At 66.8% G+C, this 19,784-nt stretch carries 19 protein-coding genes; 11 read left to right on the top strand and 8 right to left on the bottom strand.

The window, feature by feature from the left end; all coding sequences use genetic code 11:
• Positions 1-97: 97 nt before the first annotated feature.
• Entirely contained in the window at positions 98-598 is a 501-nt protein-coding gene (gene nrdR / locus E5206_RS15505; RefSeq protein WP_136323267.1) for a transcriptional regulator NrdR, read from the top strand.
• Between the two features lie 101 nt (positions 599-699).
• On the opposite strand, the gene ppgK is transcribed toward nrdR, so the two are convergent.
• Together ppgK and map are read right to left on the bottom strand one after the other, a co-directional pair.
• Entirely contained in the window at positions 700-1,503 is an 804-nt protein-coding gene (gene ppgK, locus E5206_RS15500) for a polyphosphate--glucose phosphotransferase (RefSeq protein ID WP_136323266.1), read from the bottom strand.
• Between the two features lie 100 nt (positions 1,504-1,603).
• Positions 1,604-2,482: a type I methionyl aminopeptidase gene (map, locus tag E5206_RS15495; protein WP_136323265.1), complete on the bottom strand. Its 879-nt coding sequence runs from the start codon at positions 2,480-2,482 to the stop codon at positions 1,604-1,606.
• Between the two features lie 69 nt (positions 2,483-2,551).
• Between map and E5206_RS15490 the strand changes: the two genes are divergently transcribed.
• Positions 2,552-2,716 (top strand): SPOR domain-containing protein, encoded by a 165-nt coding sequence (locus E5206_RS15490; protein WP_136323264.1) that lies wholly within the window; start codon positions 2,552-2,554, stop codon positions 2,714-2,716.
• Between the two features lie 69 nt (positions 2,717-2,785).
• Here E5206_RS15490 and panB read toward each other — a convergent pair whose 3' ends face one another.
• Positions 2,786-3,694 (bottom strand): 3-methyl-2-oxobutanoate hydroxymethyltransferase, encoded by a 909-nt coding sequence (gene panB, locus E5206_RS15485; RefSeq protein ID WP_136323263.1) that lies wholly within the window; start codon positions 3,692-3,694, stop codon positions 2,786-2,788.
• 261 nt (positions 3,695-3,955) lie between these two features.
• On the opposite strand from panB, the gene glnA (E5206_RS15480) reads away from it, so the two are divergent.
• The 7 genes from glnA (E5206_RS15480) (at position 3,956) to E5206_RS15450 (ending at position 12,094) form a co-directional block, all read left to right on the top strand.
• The gene (gene glnA / locus E5206_RS15480) at positions 3,956-5,296 is read left to right on the top strand and encodes a type I glutamate--ammonia ligase (protein WP_136323262.1); all 1,341 of its coding nucleotides are present in this window, start codon (positions 3,956-3,958) and stop codon (positions 5,294-5,296) included.
• A 9-nt stretch (positions 5,297-5,305) separates the two neighbouring features.
• Positions 5,306-8,317 (top strand): bifunctional [glutamine synthetase] adenylyltransferase/[glutamine synthetase]-adenylyl-L-tyrosine phosphorylase, encoded by a 3,012-nt coding sequence (locus tag E5206_RS15475; RefSeq protein WP_136323261.1) that lies wholly within the window; start codon positions 5,306-5,308, stop codon positions 8,315-8,317.
• Positions 8,318-8,516: 199 nt separating this feature from the next.
• The gene (locus tag E5206_RS15470; protein ID WP_136324169.1) at positions 8,517-9,962 is read left to right on the top strand and encodes an amino acid ABC transporter substrate-binding protein/permease; all 1,446 of its coding nucleotides are present in this window, start codon (positions 8,517-8,519) and stop codon (positions 9,960-9,962) included.
• Entirely contained in the window at positions 9,959-10,708 is a 750-nt protein-coding gene (locus tag E5206_RS15465) for an amino acid ABC transporter ATP-binding protein (RefSeq protein WP_136323260.1), read from the top strand. Before E5206_RS15470 ends, E5206_RS15465 begins: the two co-directional genes overlap by 4 nt.
• Before the next feature lie 75 nt (positions 10,709-10,783).
• On the top strand, positions 10,784-11,200 hold the full coding sequence (locus tag E5206_RS15460) for a VOC family protein (protein ID WP_136323259.1): 417 nt from the start codon (positions 10,784-10,786) through the stop codon (positions 11,198-11,200).
• An 89-nt stretch (positions 11,201-11,289) separates the two neighbouring features.
• The gene (locus tag E5206_RS15455; protein WP_136323258.1) at positions 11,290-11,805 is read left to right on the top strand and encodes a GNAT family N-acetyltransferase; all 516 of its coding nucleotides are present in this window, start codon (positions 11,290-11,292) and stop codon (positions 11,803-11,805) included.
• A gap of 88 nt (positions 11,806-11,893) precedes the next feature.
• Entirely contained in the window at positions 11,894-12,094 is a 201-nt protein-coding gene (locus E5206_RS15450) for an AsnC family protein (RefSeq protein ID WP_136323257.1), read from the top strand.
• 122 nt (positions 12,095-12,216) lie between these two features.
• Here E5206_RS15450 and glnA (E5206_RS15445) read toward each other — a convergent pair whose 3' ends face one another.
• A complete protein-coding gene (gene glnA / locus E5206_RS15445) occupies positions 12,217-13,641 on the bottom strand; it encodes a type I glutamate--ammonia ligase (protein WP_136323256.1) in 1,425 nt (474 codons plus the stop codon).
• A gap of 283 nt (positions 13,642-13,924) precedes the next feature.
• On the opposite strand from glnA (E5206_RS15445), the gene E5206_RS15440 reads away from it, so the two are divergent.
• Entirely contained in the window at positions 13,925-14,362 is a 438-nt protein-coding gene (locus tag E5206_RS15440; RefSeq protein ID WP_136323255.1) for an RDD family protein, read from the top strand.
• 112 nt (positions 14,363-14,474) lie between these two features.
• Here E5206_RS15440 and E5206_RS15435 read toward each other — a convergent pair whose 3' ends face one another.
• From E5206_RS15435 to lipB, 3 genes are all read right to left on the bottom strand, one after another.
• Entirely contained in the window at positions 14,475-15,224 is a 750-nt protein-coding gene (locus E5206_RS15435; protein ID WP_136323254.1) for a DUF4191 domain-containing protein, read from the bottom strand.
• Between the two features lie 89 nt (positions 15,225-15,313).
• A complete protein-coding gene (gene lipA, locus E5206_RS15430) occupies positions 15,314-16,321 on the bottom strand; it encodes a lipoyl synthase (protein WP_136323253.1) in 1,008 nt (335 codons plus the stop codon).
• Complete coding sequence (gene lipB / locus E5206_RS15425; RefSeq protein WP_136323252.1) at positions 16,318-16,986, bottom strand: lipoyl(octanoyl) transferase LipB; 669 nt, start codon at positions 16,984-16,986, stop codon at positions 16,318-16,320. The genes lipA and lipB overlap by 4 nt, the downstream gene beginning before the upstream one ends.
• A gap of 128 nt (positions 16,987-17,114) precedes the next feature.
• Between lipB and E5206_RS15420 the strand changes: the two genes are divergently transcribed.
• Positions 17,115-18,863, top strand: coding sequence for a serine/threonine-protein kinase (locus tag E5206_RS15420; protein WP_136323251.1), 1,749 nt, complete (start codon positions 17,115-17,117; stop codon positions 18,861-18,863).
• Between the two features lie 14 nt (positions 18,864-18,877).
• Here the strand turns inward: E5206_RS15420 and E5206_RS15415 are convergent, their stop codons facing one another.
• Positions 18,878-19,774 (bottom strand): TIGR01777 family oxidoreductase, encoded by an 897-nt coding sequence (locus tag E5206_RS15415; RefSeq protein ID WP_136323250.1) that lies wholly within the window; start codon positions 19,772-19,774, stop codon positions 18,878-18,880.
• Positions 19,775-19,784: the final 10 nt, after the last annotated feature.

Genomic DNA, 19,784 nt, shown 5'->3' with positions numbered 1-19,784 from the left:
CTTGTTATTCGGCTACATCCAGTCGTAAACTGACAGCAAAGAGTCCTGCAGGATCTTCGTTCCTACGACGTTTGCAGTCGACAGGGGAGGAAAAGACGTGTATTGCCCGTTCTGCCGTAACCCTGATTCCCGGGTGGTGGACAGCCGCATCGCCGACGACGGTTCGGCCATCCGGCGCCGTCGTCAATGCCCGGAGTGCGGCCGCCGCTTCACCACCGTGGAAACCACGAGCCTGACCGTCATCAAGCGCTCCGGCGTCGGTGAGCCGTTCAGCCGCAGCAAGGTGATCAACGGTGTCCGCAAAGCCTGCCAGGGCCGTCCCGTCACCGAGGACGACCTCGCCCTGCTGGCCCAGGAAGTCGAAGAGTCGATCCGCGCCTCCGGTGCTGCCGAGATCGAGGCCCACGAAGTCGGCCTGGCGATCCTGAACCCGCTGCAGAAGCTCGACGAAGTCGCCTACCTGCGCTTCGCCAGCGTGTACCAGGCCTTTGAATCCCTCGAGGACTTCGAGACGGCCATCGCCCTGCTCCGCCACGAGGCCGAGTCAAACGGTCCGGACGGCGGGAATTCCCGGAAGCGCCCGCTCCGGGCCCCGTAAGCGCCTGGCGACGCGCACATGCCCTGCCGCTACCGGAATTCGGTTAGCGACAGGGCGTGTGCGCGTCGCGGGGCGCGATGCGCGTTGCCGTGGGCCCGGTGCTACTTGGCCAGCTTGTGCTTGAGCGCAATCTCGATCGCGGCGCCGACGATCCCGGCGTCGTTCTTCAATTCGGCCGGCACAATCGGTGTGCGCAGCTTGAGCCTGGGCAGGTATTCGTCGGCACGCTTGGAGATGCCGCCGCCGACGATGAACAGTTCGGGGGAGAACAGGAACTCGACGTGGGAGAAGTACCGCTGCAGCAGCACGCTGTACTGCTCCCAGCTGAGGCCATCGCGTTCACGGGCGACGGCGGAGGCCTTGCTTTCGGCGTCGAAGCCGTCGATCTCCAGGTGGCCGAGCTCGGCGTTGGGCACGAGCTTGCCGTCGAAAATGAACGCGGATCCGATGCCGGTGCCGAGCGTGATCACCAGGACCGTGCCGGCTACACCTGCACCGGCCCCGTAGCGGGCTTCGGCGAGGCCGGCGGCGTCGGCGTCGTTGATGACCTCCACCGGCCGCCCGAGACGGGCCGTGAGCAGGGCGTCGATGTCCAGCTCGAGCCAGGACCTGTCCACGTTGGCGGTCGAGTGGACCACGCCATGCTGGATGATGCCCGGGAAGGTGACGCCCACGGGGGAGTCTGCGGCCGGCGCGTCGGGACGCTTGGAGAGTTCCGCCACGACCTGTGCCACCACATCGGCGACAGCTTCCGGAGTCGACGGCTGCGGGGTGGGCACGCGCAGCCGGTCACCCACCAGCTTGCCCTTCTTCAGATCGACGATTCCGGCCTTTATTCCGGTGCCGCCGATGTCGACACCGATCAGGGGGGCGTTCTTAGCAGACTTCTCGTCCTTCTTGGCCAATGTAGTTCCGTTCGCAGAGGGCGGGCTAGGAAAGGGTGCGGCCCAGGGCCGCCGGGTGAAGAAGGGGTTTCGTTGGTGCAACTGGCTCTTGGAGCCGGGATCAGGCCAGCGTGAGGACTTCGGCGCCGGATTCCGTTACGAGCAGGGTGTGCTCGAACTGGGCGGTGCGTTTGTGGTCGCGCGTCACCACGGTCCAGTCATCGGCCCACATGTCCCAGTCGATGGTGCCGAGCGTCAACATGGGTTCGATGGTGAACACCATACCGGTCTCCATGACGGTGTTGTAGGCCGGGGCGGCGTCGTAATGCGGGATGATCAGCCCGGTGTGGAAGGCTTCCCCGACGCCGTGGCCGGTGAAGTCGCGGACAACGCCGTAGCCGAACCGTTTGGCATAGGACTCGATGGCCCGGCCGATGACGTTGATCTCGCGGCCCGGTGCCACGGCCCGGATGGCACGGTTCAGCGATTCCTGGGTGCGCTCGACGAGAAGCCGGGATTCCTCGTCGACGTCGCCCACGAGGAAAGTGTAGTTGGTGTCGCCGTGCACGCCGCCGATGAATGCCGTGATGTCGATGTTGAGGATGTCGCCGTCCCGGACCACCGTGTTGTCCGGGATGCCATGACAGATCACTTCATTCAGCGAGGAGCACAGGGACTTCGGGAACCCGCGATATCCCAGGGTGGACGGGTACGCCTTGTGGTCGAGGAGGAACTCGTGGCCCACCCGGTCCAGCTGGTCGGTGGTGACGCCGGGTTCGATGTGCTTTCCGACCTCCACGATGGCCTGGGCGGCGATCCGTGAGGCGATCCGGATCCTTTCGATGGTTTCCGCCGACTTGACCTCTGAGCCGGTGAACTTGGCTGGCCCGGGCTTGCCCACGTATTCGGGGCGCGGGATGGACGCCGGCACGGGAAGCTGCGGGCTGATCGTTCCCGGGACCAGGGTGCCGATGGGTGCAGTCAAGGCTAGAGAAGGCATACATTGATCATATAAGACGGGACCGGCACCCGTGCGGCACTGCCGGACCACGAGACTTGAGGAGTATCGATGCCGGAATACTGGTACAACGTCAACACCCATGAGGTCGAAGAGGACGCCATGTCTGATTGGAGCCAGCTGATCGGCCCCTACAAGACGCGGGAGGAAGCCGAACATGCCCTGGCCAAGGTCAAGGCGCGCAACGAGGCCTGGGAAAAGGGCGAGGAAGACTAGGCCCGAATCCACCGCTCGGATCCGGCGCGCGCGGCCCCGGATCCCTGGCCGGCCTTGGCCGGAGAGCGGTTAGAAGGAGTGCTCCGGGCCGGGGAACTGGCCGGATCGCACGTCCTCGCCGTAGGCCTTCGCGGCGTCGGCCAGGGTGGTCCGCAGATCGGCGTACTGCTTGACGAACTTGGCCATCCTGCCGCCGCGCAGGCCTGCCATGTCCTGCCAGACGAGCACCTGCCCGGTGGTGGCGTTGCCGGCCCCGATCCCGATGGTGGGAACGTCGACGGCGGCGTCCACGGCGGCCGCCGTGACGGCGGGGACCATTTCCATCAGCACGCAGAAGGCACCGGCGTCGGCCAGCGCGACGGCGTCCTCGACGAGCCGCTGGGCGTCATCTCCCCGGCCCTGGACCCGGTAGCCGCCCAGGGAATGCTCGCTCTGCGGCGTGAAGCCGATGTGTGCCATGACCGGGATGCCGGCCTGGACCATGGCCCGGACGGTTTCGGCGTAGAACTTGCCGCCCTCGATCTTGACGGCGTGGGCGAGCCCCTCCTTGAGGAACCGCACGCCCGTGGCCACCGCCTGCTGGGCCGAGACCTCGTAGCTGCCGAACGGCAGGTCCGCCACCACGAGGGCGCGCCGGGCCGAGCGGGCGACGGCGCGGCACAGCGGGAGCAGTTCGTCCACCGTCACCGGCAGGCTGGTTTCGTTGCCGAACACGTTGTTGGAGGCCGAATCCCCGACGAGGAGCACCTCGATGCCGGCCTGGTCGAAGATCTCCGCGGTGTACTGGTCGTACGCCGTGAGCATGGCGAAGTGCTCTCCCTGGAGCTTCGCGTCGCGCAGGTGATGGGTGCGGATCCTGGCGACGGGCTTCCGGGCTGCGGCGGAAGAAGGGCCGGCGTCGGATGCTGCCGGGCCGGTTCCGTAGGGGGCCGAAACTTCTGCGGGCGTGCTCGAATCAGGGCTGGGGCTTGTGGACATAAGACGAGCTTAATGCGCGACGGCGCATCGGAGCCACCGGGCGCCCGGCGGAGCGCGGATGCCGCGTCACAGTTGCGGGGCGGCCGCTCCGCAGCCCGGCTGCGGAGCCTGATTTCCGGCGGCTTGTGTTAACGCTGTGTTACGGGGACCGGCTGCGTCAGCAATCCCCGGCAATGCTTAGTAATGTGGACGGTGAGCAGCTGTGGGCACCGAGCATGGAGGGGCCCGGGGCACGGACGAAAGAACCGGAAAGAGGCCAATATGGACCGCCAGCAAGAGTTTGTCCTGCGGACGATCGAAGAGCGCGACGTGCGGTTCGTGCGGCTCTGGTTCACCGACGTCGTGGGTTCCCTCAAATCGGTGGCCCTGGCCCCGGCCGAGGTCGAGGGCGCCTTCGAGGAAGGCCTCGGGTTTGACGGATCCGCCATCGAGGGACTGGCCCGCGTGTTCGAATCGGACATGCTGGCCCAGCCGGACCCGGCCACCTTTCAGATCCTGCCGTGGCGCGGCGAGAGCGAAGCGACGTCACGGATGTTCTGCGACATCCTCACGCCCGACGGCGAGCCCTCCACCGCGGATCCCCGCAACGTTCTCAAGCGCACCCTCGCCAAGGCCGCGGACATGGGCTTCACCTGCTACACCCACCCCGAGATCGAGTTCTACCTGCTCAAGTCACAGCAGCCGGGCCCGGACGGTTCGCCCGTGCCGGTGGACGAGGGCGGCTACTTCGACCATGTCCCGGGCGGCGTGGCGCAGGATTTCCGCCGGACGGCCGTGACCATGCTGGAATCGGTCGGCATCTCGGTGGAGTTCAGCCATCACGAGGCCGGTCCGGGCCAGAACGAGATCGACCTGCGCTACGCGGATGCACTGCAGACCGCGGACAACATCATGACGTTCCGCACCGTGATCAAGGAGGTTGCGCTCCAGCAGGGAACCTACGCGACCTTTATGCCCAAGCCGTTCACGGCCCACCCGGGATCCGGCATGCACACCCACTTCTCGCTCTTTGAGGGCGACACCAACGCATTCTTCGAGGCCGGGGCCGAATTCCAGCTCTCCAAGACGGCCCGCCAGTTCATGGCCGGTATCCTCAAGCATGCCCCCGAATTCACAGCGGTCACCAACCAGTTCGTGAACTCGTACAAGCGCCTCTGGGGCGGAGGAGAGGCCCCGAGCTACCTCAGCTGGGGACACAACAACCGCTCCGCCCTGGTCCGCGTCCCGCTGTACAAACCGGGCAAAGGCCAGTCCGCACGTATCGAATACCGCGGCATCGATTCCGCGGCCAACCCCTACCTCGCCTACGCCGTGCTGCTGGGCGCCGGGCTCAAGGGCATCGAGGAAGGCTATCAGCTGCCCGCCGCGGCCGAGGACGACATCTGGTCACTGAGCTCGGCCGAACGCCGCGCCATGGGCCATGACCCGCTCCCGGCCAGCCTGCACGAAGCCACCCGAAGCATGGAGGAGTCCGAGCTCATGCCCCAGATCCTCGGCGAGCAGGTGTTCGAGCACTTCCTGCGCAACAAGCGCGCCGAGTGGCAGGACTACCGCCTCCAGGTGACGCCCTACGAGCTGCAGCGCAACCTCGGCATCCTGTAGGCGGCCCCGGTGAGCCTGGCACGACGCCTCATTGCCGCGGGTTTCAGCGACCTGGAGAAGGGCGAACGGTTCCTGGCTGCCCCGGAGCTGGACGGCCTGGACCAGGACGCCCTGTTTGCCGGGCTGCAGCTGTCCGCCAACCCTGATACCGCCCTGCAGTCCCTTGTCCGGCTGATCGAGAAGCACCCGGACCTGCGGAAACTGGCGGTGGCGGAGCCGGAGAGCAGCGAGCCGCTGTACCGGGTCCTGGGGGCTTCCGAAGCATTGGGCGAATTCCTGATCAGGCATCCGGAGCATGTGGACGTCTTTGACGTGACGGCCAGCCCGGAACCCCGGGCCGCCGATGCCGGGGTGCTGCGCGCCCGGCTGCTGCAGTCCGTGCGCGCCGATCCGCAGTCGGCACGGCCGGTCGCGGCGGTGTCCGGCCAGGAGGCCTACGCGGCGCTCCGGACGGCCTACCGGCGGGGCCTCGTGGAGCTTGCGGTCAAGGACCTCTGCGCAGCCGATCCGCTGGACTTCATGCCGGCCGCCGGGGCGGAACTGGCTGATCTGGCCGGTGCCGCCATCGAGGCGGCCCTGGCGGTGTCCCGGGCCGAAGCGGCTGAGCACTTCAGCGCCGCCGAGGTGGCCGACGTCGGCCTCGCCGTGATCGGCATGGGCAAGTGCGGTGCCCGTGAGCTGAACTACATTTCCGACGTCGACGTCATCTACGTGATCGAGTCAGGCGGGCTCGAGGATTCCCGGGCGAACACCATCGGCACGGCGCTGGCGGCGGGCATCTCGCGGGCCATCATGTCCACCAGCCGCGAACCGGGGCTGTGGGAAGTGGACGCCAACCTGCGGCCCGAGGGGAAGTCCGGGCCGCTGGTCCGGACCCTGGCCTCGCACGAGAGCTACTACGCCCGCTGGGCCGAAAGCTGGGAGTTCCAGGCCCTGCTGAAGGCGCGGACCATCGCCGGCGACACCGGGCTGGGTGCCCGCTATGAGGCCGCCGTCGCTCCGCTGATCTGGTCCTCGGCAGGCCGCGAGGGTTTCGTTGAATCTGTCCGCTCCATGCGCCGGAGGGTGACCGAGCATATCCCCGCCGACGAAGAGCAGCGGCAGATCAAGCTGGGCCGCGGCGGACTGCGCGACGTCGAATTCACCGTCCAGCTGCTGCAGCTGGTGCATGGAAAATCGGACGAATCAGTGCGCTGCCGCGACACCACGTCGGCCATTGCCGCGCTGTCTGCCGGCGGCTACATCGGACGCTCGGACGCTGCCGAATTCGACCGTGACTACCGCTACCTGAGGCTGCTCGAACACCGGATCCAGCTCTTCCAGCTGCGGCGCACCCACCTGATGCCGGTCAGGGAGGACCTGCTGCGTGCCCTGGCCAAGGCGGTGCTGGGGCCATTCTCCACCGAGCGGCCCAAATCGGACGCGCTGCTCACCGCCTGGCATAAGACCAAACGCTCCGTCCGCGAGTTGCACGAGCGCATCTTCTACCGCCCGCTGCTCAACACCGCCGCGGCACTCAGCAGCGAAGAGGCCAGGCTGAGCCCGGAAGCGGCCCAGGGCCGCCTCGCCGCGCTGGGCTACCTCGATCCCCCGGGCGCGATGCGGCACATCGAGGCCCTCACCGCCGGAGTCAGCCGCCGCGCCGCCCTCCAGCGGCAGCTCCTCCCGATCCTGCTGGGCTGGCTCGCGGAAGGTGTGGATCCCGACGCCGGACTGCTCGCCTTCCGCCGGGTCAGCGAGTCGCTCGGCACCACCCACTGGTACCTGGGCATGCTGCGGGATTCGACGGCGGCGGCCGAACGCCTGTGCCACGTGCTCTCCAACTCGCGGCTGATTGCGGACCTGCTGGAGGTCTCACCGGAGTCGGTCGCGTGGCTGGGCACGGACAAGGAACTGGTGCCGCTGGGTTTCGAAACGCAGTGGCTCGAGATCGCCTCCAAGATGTCCCGGCACGCCGACCCCGAAAGCGCAATGCGGCTGATCCGGCTCATCCGGCGCAGGGAAATCCTGCGGATCGCCATCGCGGACAGCGCAGGGCTGCTGGATCAGGACCAGGTCGGCGACGCCCTGGCCGACACCGACCGCGCTGCGGTCCTGGGCGCGCTCCGCGTCGCAGAAACCACGGTCACCGCGGACGAGCCCCTGAAGACCCATGTGCTCGTGGTGGCCATGGGACGGCAGGGCGGGCGGGAAATCGGCTACGGCTCCGACGCCGACGTCATCTACGTGCACCGCGGGCTGCCCGGAGTTCCCGAGGAGGAGGCACAGAACCAGGCTGCGCAGATCGTCGGACGGCTCTCAAGCCTGCTGACCCAGCCGCTCAAGCCGGCCATCCTGGCCGAACGTGTGCTGTCGGTGGATGCAGACCTGCGCCCCGAGGGTAAAAGCGGTCCCATGGTGCGCTCCCTGGAGTCCTACGCCGAATATTACCGCCGCTGGTCGCTCGTCTGGGAGGCGCAGGCGCTGCTGCGGGCACGGCCGATGGCCGGCGACGATGACCTGGCCGCCGATTTTCTCGCGCTGATCGACCCGATCCGCTACCCCGAGTCCCTCTCGGAGCAGGACGTGCGGGAGGTCCGGCGGGTCAAGGCCAGGGTCGAGGCGGAGCGGCTGCCCCGCGGCGCGGATCCTGCCCGGCACCTCAAACTGGGCCGCGGCGGCCTGAGCGACGTCGAATGGCTGGCGCAGCTGGTCCAGCTCCAGCACGCCGGCAGGCACCCGGAGCTGCGGACCACCTCCACCGTCGAGGCGCTGCAGGCCGCGGCCCGAATGGGGCTGCTGGAAGCAGGGGACGTGGCCGTCCTGCTCAAGGCCTGGCGGCTCGCGAGCCGGATCCGCTCGGCCAACGTTATCTGGACCGGACGGGCCTCGGATGTGTTGCCGTCCTCGCGCCGGGACCTGGAAGCGGTGGCCCGCTGGTGCGGCTACGGCCAGGGCAATGCCACCGCGCTGGAGGAGGACTACCTGCGGCTGAGCCGCCGCGCCCGGAGCGTGTTCGAGCGGGTCTTCTACGGACAGTAAGGCTGCCCCAGGACTGTTCCCCGTCCCGCCGGAGAATGCGGGTAATCTCTAGAGATACTTCGCCGGTCTCCTGAGTCCGGCTTCCGCCTCTTATCCGCCCACTAACAAGGGGTTGTTACTCTTGCCCAGAATCCAGCAGACCGGGGCCGCCAGGCCGCGGACCACCACGGTGTTCGGAGCATTGCTGGCGCTTGCCGCAATGTTCTTCGGAGCCGCCGGCGCCGCTGCGGCACCCGCCGCAGGACCCGACGCCGCACCACCCGCCTCCGCAGCCCAGGCCGGCGCAGCGCCGTCGAGCCTGTCCGGAAAGACCTTCGTCATCGGCACGGACACCACTTTCGCGCCGTTTGAATTCCGCGACGCCGGCGGTGAGCTGACCGGCATCGACATGGACATCATCCGTGAGATCGCCAAAAACCAGGGATTCGCCGTCGAAATCAAGTCCCTCGGCTTTAACGCGGCGCTGCAGGCGCTCTCCTCCAACCAGGTGGACGGCGTCATCGCCGGTATGTCCATCACGGAACCCCGGAAGCAGATCTACGATTTCTCCGATCCCTATTTCGAGTCGGGCGTGCAGATGGCCGTGGCCAAGTCCAACACGGACATCAAGGGCTATGGTGACCTTAAGGGCAAGACCGTCACGGCCAAGACCGGCAGCGAGGGCGAAACGTTTGCCAAGTCCATCGCAGCTCAGTACGGCTTCACGGTCAAGTCGCTTGACCAGTCCGCCACGATGTATGAGCTGGTCAAGTCCGGCAACGCCGTCGCCGTCTTCGATGACTACCCCGTACTGGCTTATGGCATCAGCCAGAACAACGGGCTGAAGGCCGTCTCCGAGAAAGAGAAAGGCGGCTCCTACGGTTTCGCCGTGAACAAGGGCCGGAACCCGGATCTGCTGAAGGCGTTCAACACCGGTCTCGCGGAGCTGAAGTCCAGCGGCAAGTACCAGGAAATCCTGGACAAGTACCTTAAGGACACCACGCAGGTTGCCCAGTCCAGCTTCTGGGACCTGCTGGTCAACAGCTTCCCGGCACTCATGAAGGGCCTGGGCAACACCGTCCTGGTGACCGTGATTTCCTTCGCCCTGGCCATGCTGATCGGACTCTTCATGGGGTTCCTGAAGATCTCCACCAGCGTCCTGCTGCGCGGCATCGCGACCACCTTCGTCAGCATCTTCCGCGGAACGCCGCTGCTGGTCTGGGCGTTCTTCTTCTACTTCGGCATCCCGCAGCTGACCGGACAGCCGATCGACATCTGGGTGGCGGGTGTGCTGACCCTGAGCCTCAACTCCGGTGCCTACATCACCGAGATCGTGCGCGGCTCCATCCAGTCCGTGGACCCGGGCCAGCTCGAGGCCAGCCGCAGCCTCGGCCTGGGCTACGCCAAGTCCATGCAAAAGGTCGTGGTCCCGCAGGCGTTCAAAATCATGACCCCCTCGCTGATCAACCAGATGATCATCATGCTCAAGGACAGCTCGCTGTTGCTGACCATCGGCTTCGCCGAGCTGCTCTACCAGGGCCAGCAGATCTACGCAGGAAATTTCCGGATCACCGAAACCCTGCTGATCGTTGCCGTCCTGTACTTCGTGGTAATCATGCTCCTGACCAAGCTGGCCAACGTCGCGGATAAGAGGTTCAACAAATGAGCACGGCAGTCACTGCACCCAGCAAGATCACCGTCAAGGCCCTGAAAAAGTCCTTCGGGTCCAACGAAGTACTCAAAGGCATCAACGCAGAAGTGGCCGAAGGCGAGGTCGTCTGCGTGATCGGGCCCTCGGGCTCCGGCAAGTCGACCTTCCTGCGCTGCCTGAACAAGCTTGAGGACATCACCGAGGGGCACGTCACGGTGGACGGCTTCGACGTGACCGATCCTAAGGTGGACATCAACGAGGTCCGTCGGCACATCGGCATGGTGTTCCAGCACTTCAACCTTTTCCCGCACATGAGTGTGATCGAAAACATCATGCTCGCACCGGTCGAGTCCAGGAAGCAGGGCAGGGCGGAGGCCCGGGCCACGGCACTGAAGCTGCTGGACCGCGTGGGGCTGGCCGAGAAGGCAGATGCCCGCCCTGCATCGCTCTCCGGCGGCCAGAAGCAGCGCGTCGCGATCGCCCGGGCCCTGGCGATGAACCCGGACATCATGCTCTTCGACGAGGCCACCTCGGCCTTGGACCCGGAAATGGTGGGCGAAGTGCTGCAGGTCATCAAGGACCTGGCCGGCGAAGGAATGACGATGGTGCTGGTCACCCATGAGATGGGCTTCGCCCGGGAAGTCGCGGACCGGGTGCTGTTCATGGCGGACGGCGTCATCTGCGAGGAGGGCCGTCCGGAGGAAATCTTCGGCAGCCCCCGGCAGCAGCGGACCCAGGACTTCCTGTCCAAAGTTCTCTGAGGAATCTCTCTCATGGCTCCTGGCGGGGGCGTTCGGGGGCTGACACGCCACGGCCACGGTGCTATTTTTGAGCCCATGGCCAAGCAACTGTTCCTCAACCTCCCCGTCAAGGACCTCAACAAGACCGTCGAATTCTTCGCCGCCCTGGGTTTTTCCTTCAACCCCGACTACACCGATGAAAACGCCACCTGCATGATCGTCAACGACGACGCCTACGTGATGCTGCTGGTGGAGGGCTACTTCAAGACCTTCACCTCCAAGGCCATTGCGGATGCCACCGGCAGCACCGAGGCCATCATGGCCTTCTCAGTGGACAGCCGGGACGCCGTCGATGAGACCATCCGGACGGCCCTCACTTCCGGCGGCACTCCGTCCCAGGAGGCCCAGGATTACGGCTTTATGTACAGCCACAGTTTCCAGGACCCGGACGGACACCTCTGGGAGGTCATGTGGATGGACCCGGCAGGCCTCCCGGCAGACGCGGCGCTCTGACCACGACGGCGGCGGCCACCACCCCGGGCGTAAACGGCGGCGGCCTACCCGGGCGTGGCCGTCGGCCGCGCCCCCGGTAGGCTCGATGCATGTCTGGAAATGTGTGGCTGATCCCGCTGAAGAACCTGGACGACGACGCCCGGGCCATCAAACTGGGGGAGATCGCAGGGCTTGAGGTAACCGAACAGCAGCGCCAGTTCGTCGGCGATCCGCTGCGCATGATGCTCGTGGCCCTCGAAGAGGAATCCCGCCACCCGTTCGTGGTGGACTCCAACGGGTCCGCCGTCGGGGTCCTCACGCTGCAGTCCGGCGCCGCCACCCTTGCCGGCTGGGCGGATGACGATTCGGCCTGGCTGCTCCGCGGCTTCCTCATCGACCGGCGGCAGCAGGGCAAGGGACTGGGCACCCTCGCCGCCGTGGCGGCCCTCAGGGAAGCCGCCCGGCTGACGGCGGCGCTGGGCGGGGGACAGGCCGGCGTCGTACTCTCCGTGAACGAGCTCAACCAGGCCGGGCGGGCGGCTTACCGGAAGGCCGGTTTTGACGACCGGTGGCAATACCGGGGCGGCGACGCCGGCCCGCAACGGACGATGCACCGGGCTTTCTGAGCCGGGTTTTCCCGTTCAGGGTCAGTCTGTCGACTTTCGTTGATTGGTGATCCCCGTGTCAACTAGGGTTGACGCAAGGAGGATCATCATGAAGACACTTATCGGCTCAATGGACGGCAAGGGTCCGGCGGAGGCACTCCTTGCGGTGGCGGAACTCCACAAGGAGCTGGCGCGCACGGAAACCGAAGTGGTACTCCGCGCCCGCCAGTCCGGGCTTTCGTGGGAGGCCATCGCGGTATGCCTTGGCGTGAGCAAGCAGGCCGTGCATAAGAAGTACGGGAAGCGCTAGGAGCCGCACGCCGCCAAAGACTGAAGACAACAAAAAAGTCCGCCCGGGCTGCCATTGCTGGCGGCCCGGGCGGACTCTTTGCGGGCTGGAACGCTTAAAGCGCCGTCAGCCCGCTGAAACGGCTACACGCCGTAGTACAGCTCGAACTCGTACGGGTTCGGGCGCAGCGAGAGCGGACGGATCTCGTTCTCGTACTTGTACTCGATCCAGGTGTCGATCAGGTCCTGGGTGAAGACGCCGCCGGCCTGGAGGAACTCGTTGTCCTCGGCGAGTGCATCGAGGGCTTCCTCAAGCGTTCCGGGAGCCTTGGGGATGTCCTTGGCTTCCTCGGCGGGCAGCTCGTAGAGGTCCTTGTCGATCGGAGCCGGCGGTTCGATCCGGTTGCGGATGCCGTCGATGCCGGCCATCAGCTGGGCTGCGAATGCCAGGTACGGGTTGGAGGACGGGTCCGGAGCGCGGAACTCGATGCGCTTGGCCTTCGGGTTGGAGCCCGTGATCGGAATACGGATACCGGCGGAGCGGTTGCCCTGCGAGTAAACCATGTTGACCGGAGCTTCGAAGCCCTTGACCAGTCGGCGGTAGGAGTTGACTGTCGGGTTGGTGAACGCCAGGACGGCCGAGGAGTGCTTCAGCAGGCCGCCGATGTACCAGCGGGCCATGTCGGACAGGCCGGCGTAGCCCTTCTCGTCGTAGAACAGCGGATCGCCGTTGGTCCACAGCGACTGGTGGCAGTGCATGCCCGAACCGTTGTCACCGAAGACCGGCTTCGGCATGAAGGTCACCGACTTGCCCCAGGCATCAGCGGTGTTCTTGATGATGTACTTGAACTTCTGCAGGTCATCCGCAGCTGCGGTCAGCGTGGTGAACTTGTAGTTGATCTCAGCCTGGCCGGCGGAGCCGACCTCGTGGTGGCTGCGCTCGACCTCGAGGCCGGCTTCATCCAGGGCGAGGCACATGGCGTCGCGGAGGTCGGCCTGCTTGTCGGTCGGGGAGACCGGGAAGTAGCCGCCCTTGATCGGGGTCTTGTAGCCGAGGTTTCCGCCCTCTTCCTGGCGGCCGGTGTTCCAGTGGGCTTCCTCGGAGTCAATCTTGTAGAAGCTGCCCTGCGGTGAGGACTCGTACTGGACGTTGTCGAAGACGAAGAACTCGGCCTCGGGAGCGAAGAATGCGGTGTCGGCGATGCCGGTCGATGCCAGGTAGGCCTCTGCCTTTTCGGCTACTCCGCGGGGATCGCGGTGGTACGGGTCACCGGTGCGGGGGTTCACGATCGAGAAGTTCAGCGCGAGGGTCTTCTCCATGCGGAAGGTGTCGAGGAACGCCGTCGTAACGTCCGGGATGAGCTGCATGTCAGACTCGGCGATGCCCTGGAAACCGCGGATTGACGAGCCATCGAACAGCTGGCCGTTGACGAAGAAATCGGCGTCGACACTCTTGGCGGGCACATTGAAGTGCTGCTGAACGCCCGGCAGGTCGGTGAAGCGGATATCGACGAATTTAACGTCTTCGTCTTTGATGAACTTGAGGACTTCGTCCGCAGTCTTGAACATCTATGCTCCTAACGCATATGAAAGATCTGGCCGTCAGGCCCAGTGGTCCAGCGCAGTCCGACAGCGGGGAAACGTTTATGTCTGCCCCGCTCCGGCCGCTAGCAACTGCTACCACCTTAGGGAAATGGGATTTCCCTACCGTGTCCGCTTTGTTTCCGGCATGTTACAGAATGCCCGGACAGATAATACCGTAGCCGCTGTCCGCGCAGTGGCCTATCCGGTTCCACAGTGTGGCCGGGGGTCGTCCACAGTGTGAACGTCCGGGAGCCGATAGGCTTGGGGGGTGGTTGATCGCAAAGACATTGGCTCCTGGCTCAGCGGGCCGGACACATCCGGCATTTCCAAGTATCCGGGGGAGCGCCTTGGGCTGCCGGAATCCGGACCTGGCTCCATCGCCCGGGCCGGGCGGCGGATCCTGGCCATCTGCATCGACTGGGGGATTGCCCTGCTGATCAGCAATTTCGCCTTCGCCGGAAATTCGTGGGCGACCCTCGCGGTGTTCGCCGTCGAGCAGGCGCTCCTGATCGGGACCCTGGGCTACAGCATCGGCCACCGCGTCCTGGGGATCCACGTGGTCAGGCCGGGCGGCGGACCGGTAGGCCCGCTGGCGGCGCTGGTCCGCAGCCTGCTGCTGTGCCTCGTCATTCCCGCCGTCATCTTTGACCCGGACCACCGCGGCCTGCACGACAAGGCCATGGACACGGTGCTGGTCCGGATGTAGCCACGCCCCGGTAATCCCGACGTCCGGAGCGGGCGTGCTGTCCGACGAAAACGCCCCGGCTGCCGGCGTGATGGCCGGGAACCGGGGCGTTTGTGCTGGGCTGGCGTCGGGCCTAGCGTCCGCGGGTGGGACGGGCCTTGTAGGGATCGATGCCCTTGGGGATGGGCAGCCGTGTTCCGAGCGAAGAAATGCGCTTGGACACGGCGCTGACCTCGAGCTTGGTCAGTTCGTTGTCCAGCTTGTTCATCTTCCTGGCGAGCTCGCTGATGGGGACCTGGCCTTCGCCGCGGCCGCTTTCAATCACGTGGATGGTGACGTTGGGAAGGATACGCGCGAGGCGCTTTCGTTCGGCGTCGACCAGCGGCTTGACCCGGGTGCTGGGGCCTTCACTGACAAGCACGACGCCAGGACGGCCGATGGCGCGGAAAACGGCGTCCTGGGTGCGCGGGTTCACGGAAACGGGCTGGTCTTCGGTGATCCAGCCCTTCTTGAGCGTGCCCAGGGCGGCGCCTGAAGCGCCGGGCTGGTTTTCAATCTGGGCGAAGGCCGCACGCTCCGCCCGGCGGGAAAGGATCAGGGTCGCCGCCAGGAGGCCCAGCGCGATACCGATGATCAGGCCGGTGACCCAGTTCTCCAGCAGGAACCCGACCACAAAGCTGACGGCCACGACACCGAGGAAGGCCAGCAGCATAAGCCACGGCACCATGGGGTCGTGCCGGCGGGTCATCTGGAAGACCTCGATGATCTGCTTCAGCCGGCTCGGCTTCTTGACCTTCGCTTCCTTGGGCTTGCGGGAAAAAAGGCCGCGCTTCGAAGCATCAGAAGCCGGAGTGGAGTTGCTGGAATCAGGGGAATTCGCCATAGTGCCTTAATTCTACGTGATCGACGACAAAGGGCCGGACCCGGATTCCTCCGGTGCCGGCCCTCTGCCTCAACCGTTGACGAGTGGTGTCAGGCGTGCGCCGCGATCAGGGAGCTGGCTTCCTGGCGGGTGCTGCCGGAGGACTCGATGTGGGCGAGGTGGGCGGGGATTTCCCGGCCCTTCTTGCGCATCGCGGTGGCCCAGAGCCGGCCGGCGCGGTACGAGGAACGCACCAGCGGGCCGGACATAACGCCGAGGAAGCCGATCTCGTCGGCTTCCTGCTGCAGGTCCACGAACTCCTGCGGCTTGACCCAACGGTCCACCGGCAGGTGCCGCTCGGACGGGCGCAGGTACTGGGTGATCGTGATCAGGTCGCAGCCGGCGTCGTGCAGGTCCTGCAGGGCCGCCGAGATCTCCTCGCGGGTTTCGCCCATGCCCAGGATCAGGTTGGACTTGGTCACCATGCCCAGGGCCCGGCCCTGGGTGATGACGTCCAGGGAACGGTCGTAGCGGAACGCCGGGCGGATGCGCTTGAAGATCCGCGGCACGGTCTCCACGTTGTGGGCGAACACCTCCGGCGCCGAGTCGCAGATCGCCTGAATGTGTTCGGGCTTGCCGGAGAAGTCCGGAATCAGGAGTTCCACGCCGGTGCCCGGGTTCAGTTCGTGGATCTTGCGGACCGTCTCGGCGTACAGCCAGACGCCCTCGTCGGCGAGGTCATCGCGCGCCACGCCCGTGACGGTGGCGTAGCGCAGCGCCATGGCCTGGACCGAGCGGGCCACCTTGGTGGGCTCGAACACGTCCACCGGGGAGGGCTTGCCGGTATCGATCTGGCAGAAGTCGCAGCGCCGGGTGCACTCGGAGCCGCCGATCAGGAACGTCGCCTCCTTGTCTTCCCAGCATTCGAAGATGTTGGGGCAGCCGGCCTCCTCACACACCGTGTGCAGGCCTTCCTTCTTCACCAGGTTCTTGAGCTGGACGAACTCGGGGCCCATCTGGACCTTGGCCTTGATCCACTCCGGCTTCCGCTCCACGGGTACAGCCGAGTTACGCTGTTCAACGCGCAGCAGCTTCCGGCCTTCTGGTGCCAATGTCACAGTAGAGCTCCTTCGTAGCTCGCAACCAAGGCTTCTTCATGGTTGCGCAGTTCTTCGGTAATCCGCGACACGAGGTCGGCCGGGACAACGTCCCGGCCGACCTCGTGGGCGATGGTCGTGACTCCGGCGTCGGTGATGCCGCAGGCAATGATCTGGGCATAGGGGGCGAGATCGTTATTGCAGTTGATGGCAAAGCCGTGCATCGTGACGCCTTCGTGGACGCGGATGCCGATGGCCGCGATCTTGCGCGCCGGCCCCTTGTCATCTTCGTCGATCCAGACCCCGGCGCGTCCCTTGATGCGCACGCCACCGATCCCGTAATCGGCGAGGACGGCGATGATGACGGCCTCGAGGCGTTCCACGTAGTCGCGGATCCCGGCCGGATTCTTCAGCTTGATGATGGGGTAGCCCACCAGTTGTCCGGGTCCGTGCCAGGTGAGTTTGCCGCCGCGGTCCACGGCGACGACGGGGGTTCCATCAAATGGCCGTTCGTGGTCTTCGGTGCGTTTACCGGCCGTATAGACGGCGGAATGTTCCAGCAACAGTACGGTGCTGGGCGCAGTTCCGGCGAGGACTTTCTCGTGAAGTTCGCGCTGGATTTCCCAGCCGCGCGTGTATTCAACGAATTCCGGGGCAAGACCCAGCTGTGAGAACTCAAGAGTCATGGCATCAATCTTAGTCCCCGCCCGGCACCGTTCCCGCCGTTGTGCCTAAGGTCTCACCCCCGGTGGTGGTGGCGGACGCCCTGTGGATAACTTCTGCGGGAATGTGCAGGATCGGCTATTCCTTGGACATGGAAGATTCCGAGCAGGCATTCCGTGCAGCGCCCGAGGTTCCCGGCTACGACCTCGGGCGCCTGCTGGGGCGCGGTGGCAACGCCGTCGTCTGGCTGGTGACCGAACAATCCAGCGGCCGCGAGTTCGCCCTGAAGTGCTTTACGCCGGGCGACGATGCTTCGCCGGCGGGCCCGGGCCTGGAAGAAGGGATCCGGCGGGAAGTCCGGATTCTCTCGGCCCTGGACCACGAGCACCTGGTCAAGGCGCACGCTGTCGTGCGGCTGCGTCCGGTTGGCGCCGACGCCCGTGACGGGCTCGGGCTGGTGCTGGACTACGCGGCCGGGGGATCGCTGGGGGAACTCCTGGCGGGCCGCTCCAGGCTCGGTGCGGGAGAGACGGTGACCGTGCTGACTCCCGTCGCCCAGGCGCTGGCCTATCTCCACGGCCACGGGTTCACCCACGGCGATGTCTCACCGGGGAATGTGCTGTTCACCGCCCATGGCAAACCGCTGCTGGCCGATCTGGGCGTGGCACGGATGGTGGCCGACGCCGGTGGAGTGGCCGAGGCCGGCACCGAAGGCTTCCACGACCCCGCGCCGGTGGACGCCGTCCGCGCCGGACTGCAGCCGGAGCGTGACATCTACTCGCTGGCGGCCCTGGGCTGGTACTGCCTCACCGGCCAGGCCCCCGGGCACGGCTCCGATCGGCCGCCGCTGCCCCTTCTTGTGCCGGGAGTGCCCGACGCGCTGGTCGCGGCACTGGAAGCCGGACTGAATGAGGACCGGAGGCAGCGTCCCGGGGCTGCGGAGTTCGCGGCGGCGATCTACCGGAGCGCCGTGGCGGCGCCGGTGGACCTGTCCGTCTCCGTCCATCCCACGGTCATCCCGCAACTGCTGACCCGCCGGGCGCTGCCCGGCAGCCCCGGGGAGCGCAGGGCCGAGGCGCTGCGCGGCTGGCTGCAAAGAATCGGGGTCCGCCGGCCCCCGGCGCCCGCGGTGCCCGCCGCGCCCGTGCCGCGCCGTGGGCCCGCAGCGGGGCGCACCGGTGTGCGCCCGGCGGCAAGGCACTCCGGCGGAAGCACCGGCGGCCCGTATCGCCGGGTCCCCGCGCGCCGTCGCCGCCTGCGGGCGGTGTCCGTAGGCCTGGCCCTGTTACTGGCGGCCGGTGGGGCCGTTACGGGGGCCTGGTTGTTCGCCGGAGGGCGCGTCCCGCTGTCGTTTCCGGACGTCGGGCCGGCCGCCTCGGCAGGAGGTGCCACCGAAGGACGCACGACGGCGGAGAACCTGACGGCGGACCGTCCGCCGTCAGAAGGTGCGCCGGACCGGGAGGCGGCCGCGGTACGTCCCGACCTGCGTGCCTTGCTTGATTCTTCTGATCCGGTGGAGGCAGTCCGCGGTCTCGCCCGGCTCCGCGCCCTCGCGTTCGGCTCCGGGGACTTCGGGCTGCTCGAGCAGGTCAACGTCCCGGGCTCTTCCGCCGCGGCGGCAGACGGTGTGATCCGTTCCAGGCTGTCGGAATCCGGGCATGTCCTGGCTGACTTCTCGACCGCCCTGACGCGGCTGGAGGCCTCCCCGGAGAGCACCCCGGCCCGGGCGGTCGTGGCCATCAGCGCAGTCTCCTCCGCCTACCAGGAACGTGACGCCGCCGGGGCGGTGGTGGCCGAGGCGGCAGCCGGCAGCGAACAGCGGATGCGGCTGGTGCTGGTGCCCGTAGAGGGCCTCTGGCGGATCCAGGACATCCTTCCCGGGGCAGCCGGGGGCGGCTAAGCCCCAGGCCGTGCTCAGGAGTCCCGTGCAGCCACCCACGCCGCCGCCTGCTCGAGGGACGGGTGCTGCCATTGAAAGCCTGCTGCGCTCAGTGCTGCAGGATCCATCCGCTGGCTCGCGAGCAACAGTTCCTGGGCGAGTTTGCCCATCACCAGTCGGAGTATCGGGGCGGGGACCCGCAGCAGCGCCGGACGGTGGAGGGCCCGTGCCAGCTGCGAGATCAGCGAGTTCACATCCGCGCTTTCCGGGGCGCACACGTTCACCGCCCCGGACAGCGGGGCCGTGAGCAGGAAGGCGAAAGCCCCCGCAACATCGGGCAGCGTGATCCACGGCCAGAACTGCCGCCCGTTGCCGAACGGGCCCCCGACGCCCAGGCGCAGCAGCGGCATGAGCCGCCCCAACGCGCCGCCCGACCGGCTCAGGACGACCCCGGTGCGGGGCGTGACGACGCGGACACCGGCAGGTGCCCCCTGCGCCGCCGCCTCCCAGTCGACGCAGATCCTGGCGAGGACGCTTGTCCCGGCAGGCGCATCTTCCCGCAACACCACGGGTCCGGCATCCCCGTAGTACCCCGACGCCGACTGGCTCAGGAAGACCGCCGGCGGGGAATCCAACCGGTCCATCGCGGCCGTCAGGGTCCGCGTCGGCCCAAGCCGGGAGGAGCGCAGCTCATCGATCCGGGCGCGCGTCCAGGGCCGGTCGCCGATCCCCGCCCCGGAAAGGTTGATGACCGCGTCCGCGCCCTTGAGCGCATCGTCATCGATGCGGCCCGCGGCCGGGTCCCAGCGGAACTCGGACGGCGTTGCGGGGGGACGCCTGACCAGCGTGGCGATGTCGTGACCGCCGCCGCGCAGGGTCCGGCAAAGGGCTGTACCGATCAGACCGGAGGCGCCGGCCACAATGATTCGCATGATCCATCTC

The sequence above is a fragment of the Arthrobacter sp. PAMC25564 genome (assembly GCF_004798705.1).
Lineage (GTDB): Bacteria > Actinomycetota > Actinomycetes > Actinomycetales > Micrococcaceae > Arthrobacter.
Note: the sequence above shows the minus strand (reverse complement) of the source record. Positions and strands in the feature narration are given on the sequence as shown.

Bases quoted from the DNA above. Each gene is read 5' to 3' on its own strand.
- map (WP_136323265.1), bottom strand. From the start codon at position 2,482: ATGCCTTCTCTAGCCTTGACTGCACCCATCGGCACCCTGGTCCCGGGA.
- E5206_RS15490 (WP_136323264.1), top strand. From the start codon at position 2,552: ATGCCGGAATACTGGTACAACGTCAACACCCATGAGGTCGAAGAGGAC.
- panB (WP_136323263.1), bottom strand. From the start codon at position 3,694: ATGTCCACAAGCCCCAGCCCTGATTCGAGCACGCCCGCAGAAGTTTCG.
- glnA (WP_136323262.1), top strand. From the start codon at position 3,956: ATGGACCGCCAGCAAGAGTTTGTCCTGCGGACGATCGAAGAGCGCGAC.
- E5206_RS15470 (WP_136324169.1), top strand. From the start codon at position 8,517: ATGTTCTTCGGAGCCGCCGGCGCCGCTGCGGCACCCGCCGCAGGACCC.
- E5206_RS15465 (WP_136323260.1), top strand. From the start codon at position 9,959: ATGAGCACGGCAGTCACTGCACCCAGCAAGATCACCGTCAAGGCCCTG.
- E5206_RS15460 (WP_136323259.1), top strand. From the start codon at position 10,784: ATGGCCAAGCAACTGTTCCTCAACCTCCCCGTCAAGGACCTCAACAAG.
- E5206_RS15455 (WP_136323258.1), top strand. From the start codon at position 11,290: ATGTCTGGAAATGTGTGGCTGATCCCGCTGAAGAACCTGGACGACGAC.
- E5206_RS15450 (WP_136323257.1), top strand. From the start codon at position 11,894: ATGAAGACACTTATCGGCTCAATGGACGGCAAGGGTCCGGCGGAGGCA.
- glnA (WP_136323256.1), bottom strand. From the start codon at position 13,641: ATGTTCAAGACTGCGGACGAAGTCCTCAAGTTCATCAAAGACGAAGAC.
- E5206_RS15435 (WP_136323254.1), bottom strand. From the start codon at position 15,224: ATGGCGAATTCCCCTGATTCCAGCAACTCCACTCCGGCTTCTGATGCT.
- lipB (WP_136323252.1), bottom strand. From the start codon at position 16,986: ATGACTCTTGAGTTCTCACAGCTGGGTCTTGCCCCGGAATTCGTTGAA.
- E5206_RS15420 (WP_136323251.1), top strand. From the start codon at position 17,115: ATGGAAGATTCCGAGCAGGCATTCCGTGCAGCGCCCGAGGTTCCCGGC.
- E5206_RS15415 (WP_136323250.1), bottom strand. From the start codon at position 19,774: ATGCGAATCATTGTGGCCGGCGCCTCCGGTCTGATCGGTACAGCCCTT.